The sequence below is a fragment of the Desulfurella sp. genome (assembly GCF_023256235.1).
GTDB lineage: Bacteria > Campylobacterota_A > Desulfurellia > Desulfurellales > Desulfurellaceae > Desulfurella.
Genome location: NZ_JAGDWY010000079.1, coordinates 35,173 through 44,531 on the forward strand (window position 1 = coordinate 35,173; position 9,359 = coordinate 44,531).

Below are 9,359 nucleotides of genomic sequence, written 5' to 3' on the forward strand. Positions count from 1 at the left end.
GCAATAATTACTCGAAGTGGTACACGCATTACCAAAGAAACACTTGAAAGACCTGGAAAATTAAAAGTAATAGGTAGAGCCGGCGTTGGAGTAGATAGTATAGATATAGCAGAAGCTAGCAAAAAAGGTATAATTGTTATCAATGCACCAGGCGCAAATACAATAGCAGCAGCAGAACTAACCATGGGTATGATGCTAAATGCTCTAAGAAAACTTCCCACTGCTCACTACAGCTTAAAGTATGAGCGCAAATGGGATAGAAAAAAATTTATGGGTGTTGAGCTTTCTGGCAAAACACTGGGCATTGTAGGCCTTGGACATGTCGGTAGCGAAGTTGCAAAACGTGCAAAAGCTTTTGGAGCAAAATGCATTGCATATGATCCATACATAAAAAAATCAAAAGCTGTAGATTTAGGTGTAGAACTAGTAGAACATTTTGACGAAATCCTTGAAAGATCAGATATAATAACTTTTCATACGCCTCTTACAAAAGAAACAAAAAACATGATGACAAAAAAAGAAATAGATAAAACAAAAGATGGCGTTATTTTAATTAACTGTGCACGCGGTGGTATAATTAATGAAAAAGACTTGTACGACAGTATAAAATCTGGCAAAGTAGCAGCTTGTGGTATTGATACATTTGAAAAAGAACCAGCAACAGACAATCCTTTGCTTGATTTAGATAATGTTTTTGTTACACCACACATTGGAGCAAATAGTAATGAATCTCAAATAAATGTTTCTTTAATTTTAGCCCAGCAGATAGTTAATGCACTTCTTGGCAAACCTTATCAAAATGCAATCAATATACCATTTATTAAGGATAAAATGTCTAAAGAACACAGATTATATTTTGACTTGGCAGAAAAAATGGGTAGTTTAGCAGCCCAGCTAACAGAAGGCAGACCCAGTCAAATCGATATAGTAATGGTTGGCGCACGTTTTGAAGAAGATGTTGTAGAAAAAGCATTCGATGTACCATTTAATTATCAGCCATTTACAATTGCTGCCTTAAAGGGCTTTTTGGAATTTAGCATGAGCGATAATGTTTCCTATATGAATGCACCGTATGTAGCAAAAGAACTTGACATAATAGTTTCTGAAGCAAAAGCAAAAAATTACGAAAACTATAATAATCAGCTTCTGATGAAAATTACTACAGATAAACAAACAAAATCTATCGGTGCAACATTATTTGAAGATGGAACACAAAAAATTGTTCTTGTAGACGAATTTAGAACTGATATCACACCAAAAGGCATATACCTATATATTATAAACAGAGATAAACCTGGTACGATTGGAAAAATTGGAACTATTTTGGGTAATTTGAATATAAATATAGCAGGTTTTCATCTATCAAGACAAAAAAGTGGTCTTGCTATGTCTTTTATTGAGCTTGACACACAACCTTCACAAGAAGCAATTAATTTGCTTAGAAAGATTGAAGATATAGAACTTGTAAAAGCCATAGTTTTTTGATTAAAAGGAGCAACTATGTATTTTGTTGAAAAAGAAGAAGAAATTGCAGGTAAAAAAGTTTTTTACATAAAACAGCCTGTTGGCGAAAAAGATATAATTTTCATGCATGGCAAAAGCTACACTGCAAGCGATTTTCTTAAGCTAAATGATACGTTAATCGGATTGTACAATTTAAAATACCGTATCTATGCGTTTGATTTTCCTGGTTTTGGAAAATCTCAACCAAACAACATTGAGCCGGTAAATTTTATTGAAGCATTCGTAGATTATAAAAAATTAGATAACTTTGTATTATTTGGCGCTTCAATGAGCGGGGGTTTTGCATTAAAATACGCTTTAAAGCATCCTGAAAAGGTCAGGGCTATAATTGCTGCAGCCCCTGCCTGGATTGAAAACGAGATCGAACAGTTTAAAAATTTAAATGTACCTACATTGTTGCTTTGGGGAGCAAATGATAATAAGGTTGATCCAAAAATTGGAAACAAACTAAAAGAAATAATGCCAAATGCCAGATTGCATACATTTAGAGGTTTATCTCATCCATTCTATTTTGAAAATGAAAATTTATTTGATCAATATTTTTTTGATTTTTTAAAAAACTTAGATGAAAAATAAAGCATTATTTTCTCCTTATTCAATAAACAACAAAACATTTAAAAATAGGATTGTAATGTTACCTACAGTAACAAACTACGCAAACGAGGATGGTAGTGTAGCTCAACAAAATATTGACTACTATGCCCTAAGAAAAAATCTAGGCGCTATTATTGTAGAAGCAACATACACACACATACTTGGCAAATCTTTTATCAAACAATTAGGTATAGATAGCGATGATAAAATTCCTGGATTATCAAAAATTAGTAAGGTAATTCACGAAAATGATTCTCTGGCTGGTATTCAGCTTGCCATGAATGTAAAATCAAAAACCGTAAATGATTTAACACTTTCGGAAATAGATGACATAAAAGACAGTTTTATCAAAGCAGCTAGTCGCGCAAAAGAATCTAATTTTGATATAATTGAAATACATTGTGCGCATGGATGGTTACTTGGTCAATTTTTAAGCAGTTACTTTAATAAAAGAAACGATTTATATGGTCCAGGCTTGCAAAATCGGATGAAATTACCACTAGAAATTATTGATACTATTAGACAAATTCTCAAAAATGAAATTTTAAGTGTTCGTATTAATGCAGTTGATTATGTAGAAAATGGTATTGAATTAGACGAATCAATTATATTTGCAAAAAAACTTAAAGAAATTGGCGTTGATTTAATTAGTGTTTCGGCAGGAATTGGAGCTAAAACATTTATACATGTATCGCCTGGAAGTTACCCAAAAGGTTTTTTGCTTGATTTTGCACATAAAATAAAATTAAGCACAAATACCACTGTAATTGCTGCAAATAGGCTTGGAGAATTTGATATAGCAAATCTTGCCATTGAACAATATAAAGCAGATTTTATAGGACTAGCAAGGCCTTTAATAGCTGATCCACAAATTATTAATAAGTGGGAAAATGAACAATTTAAAATAGTTATACCATGTCTTAGCTGTAATCAAGGCTGTATTGCTAATATTCAAGCACAAAAACAAATGTCTTGTTTGGTAAACCCAGATCCTTATAAAGCAAAAGTTTTTGATCAGCCATTTATGTACAAACGAAAAGTTATGGTAATAGGTGCAGGTTGTGCTGGTCTGGCATTTTCTATTTTTGCTCACAAAAAGGGCTTAAATTGCACCATATTTGAAAGGCAACCTAAAATTGGCGGTCAGCTTAATTTAGCATACAAACCACCTCATAAAAAGGAATTTAAAAAGTTGATCAATTATTTTGAATCTGAGGTTGAAAACTTAAAAATTCCTGTCTTTACTGGAATAGATGTGGATATTGATCTTATAAAAAGCGAGAAATGTGATATTTTAGCATTTGCTACAGGCTCAAGCCCAATTATACCCGAATTTTGTAAGAATAATGAGTTTGTATATAGTGCAGATGAAATTTTAGAGTTTGGCTTGCCTTTTGAAGTTAGCAACATAGGCATTATTGGAGGTGGGCTCATTGGTCTTGAAACAGCTAATTTTCTTTCAAATAAAGGTTTAAGTATAAGTGTTTTTGAAATGGATGATGTTTTACTTAAAACTACAGCAGATGTTGTAAAATTACCAATACTGGAATCTTTAGACCCGAATATCAAAATATATTTAAATCATAAACTCGTAAATGTTGAAAGCAATATAGTATATTTTCAAACACAAAATGGAATAAAACGTTATACATTTGACTATATAGTACTTGCATTAGGTAGAAAACCCAATAAAGAACTAATAGACAAGATTGATTTTTGTATCGATACGATAAATATTGGAGACTGTAAAAAACCAGGTGATGCTTTGAGTGCCATAAGCGATGCTTACGATGCAGCCTTGAGGCTTTAATATTCAAATACCTTTCTAATACCAATTGCAATTAATACAACACTTACGCTTACAATAGCAAAAACGATTAAAGAAACAAATAAACTGGCAAAAACTAAATAACCTATCAATAAAATACGCCTTATACTTGTTAAATCCTCATCATTCAATAAAATTTTTACAATTAAACTAACAAGTATATACACAACGGTTTCTACAATAATATTTTCTACGCTAAAATTAAACATTCATTAAAACCTGCCTAAATAATAACAAAATTTAATTTAGTATGCAATTTTAAAATTTTTATGGTATAATTATGTAAAAAAGGAGAAAATAATGTTTAAAATTTATGTAACAAAAAATATACCAGAAGAAGGATTGGAACTCCTAAAAGACAAATGCGATATAGAAGTAAATAATTTAGGTAGGTCTTTAACAAAACAGGAATTACTCGAGAAAATTAAAAACAAAGATGCCTGCATAACACAATTAACAGATAGAATTGATATAGATTTTTTTGAAGCTGCCAAAAATTTAAAAATTATTGCAAACTATGCGGTTGGCTTTGATAATATTGATTTAAATGAAGCAACAAAACGCAAAATTTTTGTTACAAATACACCGGATGTTTTAACCCAAGCAACAGCAGAATTAGCATGGGCTTTATTATTTGCCTGTGCGCGTGGTATACCTCAAGCTGATAAATTTACAAGAGAAGGTAACTATAAAGGCTGGGATTTGTACTTATTTTTAGGCCTTGATATAAGCCATAAAACGCTTGGTATAATTGGAGCTGGTAGAATTGGTCAGGCATTTGCAAAAATGTCAAAAGGTTTTGGTATGAATATACTGTATACTGCAAATTCTAAAAAATTTGATTTCGAAGCTCAAACTAATGCAAAATTTGTGGATCTTGAAACTCTTCTTAAAGAATCTGATTTTGTAAGCATTCATACACCTCTAACTCCTCAAACATACCATTTGATTGGAAAAAAAGAACTTAGCCTTATGAAAAAAACTGCAATTTTAATTAATACATCAAGAGGAGCTGTAATTGACGAAAAGGCACTTGCAGAAAGTTTAGAAAACAGGCAAATATATGCAGCGGGTCTGGATGTGTATGAAAAAGAACCAATAATTGAAGAAAAATTAAAAACATTAGACAATGTTGTTCTCCTGCCACATATTGGAAGCGCTACATATAAAACAAGGATTGACATGTCAATACTGGCTGCGCAAAATATACTTGATTTTTTAGAAGGAAAAATTCCGCGCACTTTAGTAAACAAAGACATATTAAAAACCTAAAAAAATGCAAGATCTTCAAGAAAAAGCCATTTTAGTTAGTGTATTTTTAAACGAAAAAGATGAAAAGTCTTTACAAGAATTAGAAGAACTTGCCAAAACTGCTGGCGCAGAAGTTGTTGGCGTATTAACACAAAAACGAAAAAACATAGATAAAACTTACTATTTAGGAAAAGGTAAAATAGAAGAGCTAAAAAATCTAATTGAACAAAAAGGTGCTAATATTGTCATATTTAACAATGAACTATCTGGTAGCCAGATAAAAAATATCGAAGATATACTAAACACAAAAGTTATTGATAGAACCAATCTAATCTTAGACATATTTGCAAAACATGCCAAAACAAAAGAAGGTATGCTTCAGGTAAAGCTTGCCCAGTTAAAATATTCACTTACAAGATTAAGAGGCATAGGTGTTACACTTTCAAGATTGGGCGGTGGCATAGGCACAAGGGGTCCTGGCGAAACACAACTGGAAACAGACATAAGGCACATCAAGCGCTCTATTTTACACATTGAAAAACAAATTGAAGAAATAAAACAACATAGGAGTCTATACAGGAAAAGAAGACAAAAAAATCAAATTCCCGTAGTTGCCATAATAGGATATACAAATGCAGGTAAATCAACTTTAATTAATGCACTTACCAATGCAGATGCCTATGTTGAAAATAAGTTATTTGCAACGCTGGATCCTTTAGCTAGAAAATTACGTTTGCCCAATAACAAAATAGTTCTATTGATTGATACGGTTGGTTTTATTAAAAATTTACCCCACCAGTTAATTGAAGCTTTCAAATCAACGCTTGAAGAAATAAAATTTGCAGATTTAATATTAAATGTTGTTGATATAAGTCAGAATGATTACGAAGAAAAAATTAAAGTAACAGAAAAAATCCTATCAGATTTAGAGTGTTTCAATAAACCAGTTATTACAGTTTACAATAAATCAGATTTACTTGAGATATTACCAAAAAACACTGATAAAGAAGTATATATATCGGCTAAATACAAAACTAATTTACATGATTTGGTTTTTTGCATACAAAACGCGCTTGAATCAGGCAACAAATCTTTATAAAATTTTCATTCTGATCTTTGCAAAGTAAACATTTATTTGTTTATCAGCAAAATACATCAAAACTACATCTGTTTCAGGTGTGGAGTTACCCAGTTTAGCACCATCTGTAACAAAAAAATTATCACCTTCATTTAAAGAAGGCAAAAGGACCTTGCCCAAATCTCGATTTTTCCAGCTCACATAACTTTTTTGACTTTCATAAAAGTATTCTACATCATCAAAGCCATTTTGTTTTGCAAAACTGTCTATTGTAGCTTTTTGTACGAGTTTTTCGCTTTCATCATCTGCAACTATATATCCAATATTTCTTGGCATATTACCTCCGCTTATAGTAATTTTATAACATCAGTTTCTTCATTTATTAAGATTTCAGACACATTTGGAGATCTTTTGTAGCGTTCTATCATTTTCTTTTTGGCTTCGCTTTTATTTTCTGCTTTTACAATGTTTGTAGTAACTACTTTCTTTTCGTCTTTATATATAAGCATAGCCAGAACTTTATACGTATTCATTTTACACCTTTTTAAAAATCTGTCCAATTATAATTATTTATAAAGTAAAAGTCAAACAAAATTAACTCTTAAAATATTTTTGCAAACTAAACACAATTTATAAATATTTTTAAATTTATTTAAGTGGTTTATAGTTTTTCTTTTGAAAAGAATATTCATAGCTTATATGACTTTTATAATTTCCACTTAAAACTGCAATTGTATCTTCAATAAATACTCGCTCTTCATCTGTTGGAATAACAAAAACCTTTACTTTAGAATAATCTTTTGTTATAGCAGTCTCACCTGTACTTGAGTCTGCTTTGAGGTTTTTGTCTTTATCTAAAATAATACCTAAATTTTCTAATTTTCTTAACACCATATACCTTAAAAGAGGCGAATTTTCACCAACACCTGCAGTAAAAACAATAGCATCTAAATAACCATTTAAGGCAAAAAAGTAAGAACCTAAATATTTTCTAATCTCATATGCTTCAATTTGCAAAGCTAACATACAACGCGGATCGCCTTCTTCAGCTTTTTTAAAAATAGATAGATGCTCTTGTTCTATATCACCAATTAAATTTTCTGTATCGAGCTCATCTATACTATTAATATCTATTTTGGCATTGTTTATAATATCCCTTCTATCGTAATATTTTCCTGTTATACCAAGCAAACCTGATTTTTTGTTTAAAATATCCATCATTTGAGCTGGGCTTAATTTTAACTTTTCTTGCATATATAAATGGTATAGCAGGATCAATATCGCCACAGCGTGTACCCATTACAGCGCCCTGCAAAGGCGTAAAACCCATTGAAGTATCAATGCTTACCCCAGATTTTATTGCGCAAAATGAAACTCCGTTTCCTATATGCAATGTAATTAAATTGGTATCCTTTACATGTTTGTCAAGCATTACTGCAGCTCTACGCGATACATATAAATGGCTTGAACCATGAAAACCATATCGTCTTATACCATATTTTTCGTACCACTCGAAAGGTAAAGCATATATATAAGCAAAATCTGGTATGGTAGAGTGAAATGCTGTGTCAAAAATTGCTACTTGTGGTACATTGGGTAATAATTCTTTTGTTGCTAGAATACCAGCTAAATTTGGAGGATTGTGCAGTGGCGCAAGACTAGATAGTTTTTGAATAGTTGAAATAACCTTATCATCTATTAAAGTGCTTTTTTTGAATTTTTCTCCACCATGAACTACTCTGTGACCTATAGCGTATATCTCGTTAAGATCGCTTAAAACTCCGTTTTCCCCAACAAGAAGACTAAATACTTCATTTATGGCTTTTGAGTGGTCCTTTAATTCTTTTTGATAAATTATAGGCTGACTGCCTGGTCTATTATAATGAATTGTTGCATTAATTGTACCCACACGTTCAATTAAACCTTTTGCCAGATTTTTTTGCAATTTCCAATCAAATAAATCGAATTTTACTGATGAACTACCGCAATTTAACACTAAAATTTTCATAAGAGCACCTTTTTATGCTTGAAATGAAGAAATAGCAGTCAAATAAACTATATCCATATATTTACATCCACGTGACAAATCATGCATGGGTTTTTTTTAATCCTTGCATAACAGGACCTATGGCTTGAGCGTTTGCAAGACGCTCAACAAGTTTATAAGCAATGTTTCCCGCATTTAAATCTGGGAAAATAAGTACATTAGCATGTCCTTTTATAGGACTATCTGGTGCTTTTCTGTATGCTACAGATTCAACCAATGCCGCATCGGCTTGAAGCTCTCCATCTATTACCAAATCTGGCCTTTTTTGTTTTGCAATATTATAAGCCTGTATAACTTTATCCAGTAATTTATGTTTTGCGCTTCCCTTTGTAGAAAATGACAACATTGCTACTTTTGGCTCTTTATTCATTAAAATCTTAAAGTTATCTGCTGTAGTAATTGCAATATCTGCTAACTGCTGTGCATTCGGATCCGGGTTTACACCACAATCGGCAAAAAATAAAACACCATTTTCACCAAATTCAGTAATAGGTAGCTCCATCAAAAAGAAACTGGACAACAAATGTGTGCCTTCTTTCAAACCTATAACATATAATCCTGCTTTTATTACATCCGCTGTATCATGAATTGCGCCAGCAATGCACATATCTGCCTGAGATTTTCTTGTTAATAATGCGCCAATATATAGCGGATTCTTTGAGTATTCTATGGCTTGATTTTGATCAATCCTTTGTTTATCTGAATTTATAATAGTAAATAATTCTTTTGAATAATCAAAATCTGCAACTTCAACTATCTCAACACCATCTAAGCTTACTTTTAAGTTATTTGCTTTATCATGAATTGTTTTCTTGTTGCCGATTAAAATAGGTTTAGCAATATTATTTAAACTACAATAAGAAGCCGCCTGAATTAGCCTTTCATCCTCGCCTTCCGGGTAAACCACTGTTTTTGGCTTTAATTTACATTTTGCTAAAAACTCATCCAAAATCTTTAATCCCTCCTATGTAATACACACTATAACTTAACTTGTAAAGTTACACAATACATAATTCTTTGTCAAATTTTTTCTTAGA

General features: G+C 31.6%; 8 protein-coding genes and 2 pseudogenes. 5 read left to right on the forward strand and 5 right to left on the reverse strand.

Annotated features, from left to right (window positions below; all coding sequences use genetic code 11):
• The 3 genes from serA to Q0C22_RS08695 all read left to right on the forward strand — a co-directional run.
• A partial coding sequence (gene serA / locus Q0C22_RS08685; protein ID WP_291493820.1) for a phosphoglycerate dehydrogenase occupies positions 1–1,485 on the forward strand: 1,485 nt, incomplete at its 5' end.
• A 15-nt stretch (positions 1,486–1,500) separates the two neighbouring features.
• Positions 1,501–2,100, forward strand: coding sequence for an alpha/beta hydrolase (locus Q0C22_RS08690; RefSeq protein WP_291493822.1), 600 nt, complete (start codon positions 1,501–1,503; stop codon positions 2,098–2,100).
• The gene (locus tag Q0C22_RS08695) at positions 2,090–3,928 is read left to right on the forward strand and encodes an FAD-dependent oxidoreductase (protein WP_291493824.1); all 1,839 of its coding nucleotides are present in this window, start codon (positions 2,090–2,092) and stop codon (positions 3,926–3,928) included. The genes Q0C22_RS08690 and Q0C22_RS08695 overlap by 11 nt, the downstream gene beginning before the upstream one ends.
• Here Q0C22_RS08695 and Q0C22_RS08700 read toward each other — a convergent pair.
• Positions 3,925–4,155, reverse strand: a complete 231-nt coding sequence (locus tag Q0C22_RS08700; protein WP_092128834.1) for a hypothetical protein — start codon at positions 4,153–4,155, stop codon at positions 3,925–3,927. The two genes, Q0C22_RS08695 and Q0C22_RS08700, sit on opposite strands and share 4 nt — an antisense overlap.
• A 91-nt stretch (positions 4,156–4,246) precedes the next feature.
• On the opposite strand from Q0C22_RS08700, the gene Q0C22_RS08705 reads away from it, so the two are divergent.
• Positions 4,247–5,218, forward strand: a complete 972-nt coding sequence (locus Q0C22_RS08705; RefSeq protein WP_291493827.1) for a D-glycerate dehydrogenase — start codon at positions 4,247–4,249, stop codon at positions 5,216–5,218.
• Positions 5,219–5,222: 4 nt separating this feature from the next.
• Complete coding sequence (hflX, locus tag Q0C22_RS08710) at positions 5,223–6,296, forward strand: GTPase HflX (protein WP_291493829.1); 1,074 nt, start codon at positions 5,223–5,225, stop codon at positions 6,294–6,296.
• On the opposite strand, the gene Q0C22_RS08715 is transcribed toward hflX, so the two are convergent.
• From Q0C22_RS08715 to pta, 4 genes and pseudogenes are all read right to left on the reverse strand, one after another.
• Positions 6,291–6,611 carry a hypothetical protein gene (locus tag Q0C22_RS08715; protein WP_291493832.1) on the reverse strand — a complete coding sequence of 107 codons (321 nt, stop codon included), beginning with the start codon at positions 6,609–6,611 and terminating at the stop codon, positions 6,291–6,293. The genes hflX and Q0C22_RS08715 overlap by 6 nt on opposite strands.
• A gap of 11 nt (positions 6,612–6,622) precedes the next feature.
• Positions 6,623–6,808 carry a hypothetical protein gene (locus tag Q0C22_RS08720; protein WP_025392810.1) on the reverse strand — a complete coding sequence of 62 codons (186 nt, stop codon included), beginning with the start codon at positions 6,806–6,808 and terminating at the stop codon, positions 6,623–6,625.
• A gap of 115 nt (positions 6,809–6,923) precedes the next feature.
• A pseudogene (locus Q0C22_RS10505) lies at positions 6,924–8,283 on the reverse strand (acetate kinase).
• A gap of 12 nt (positions 8,284–8,295) precedes the next feature.
• Positions 8,296–9,274: pseudogene (gene pta / locus Q0C22_RS08735) on the reverse strand (phosphate acetyltransferase).
• Positions 9,275–9,359: the final 85 nt, after the last annotated feature.

Coding starts and splice junctions, on each gene's coding strand:
- hflX (WP_291493829.1), top strand. CDS start 5,223: ATGCAAGATCTTCAAGAAAAAGCCATTTTAGTTAGTGTATTTTTAAAC.
- Q0C22_RS08690 (WP_291493822.1), top strand. CDS start 1,501: ATGTATTTTGTTGAAAAAGAAGAAGAAATTGCAGGTAAAAAAGTTTTT.
- Q0C22_RS08715 (WP_291493832.1), bottom strand. CDS start 6,611: ATGCCAAGAAATATTGGATATATAGTTGCAGATGATGAAAGCGAAAAA.
- Q0C22_RS08705 (WP_291493827.1), top strand. CDS start 4,247: ATGTTTAAAATTTATGTAACAAAAAATATACCAGAAGAAGGATTGGAA.
- Q0C22_RS08700 (WP_092128834.1), bottom strand. CDS start 4,155: ATGTTTAATTTTAGCGTAGAAAATATTATTGTAGAAACCGTTGTGTAT.
- Q0C22_RS08695 (WP_291493824.1), top strand. CDS start 2,090: ATGAAAAATAAAGCATTATTTTCTCCTTATTCAATAAACAACAAAACA.
- Q0C22_RS08720 (WP_025392810.1), bottom strand. CDS start 6,808: ATGAATACGTATAAAGTTCTGGCTATGCTTATATATAAAGACGAAAAG.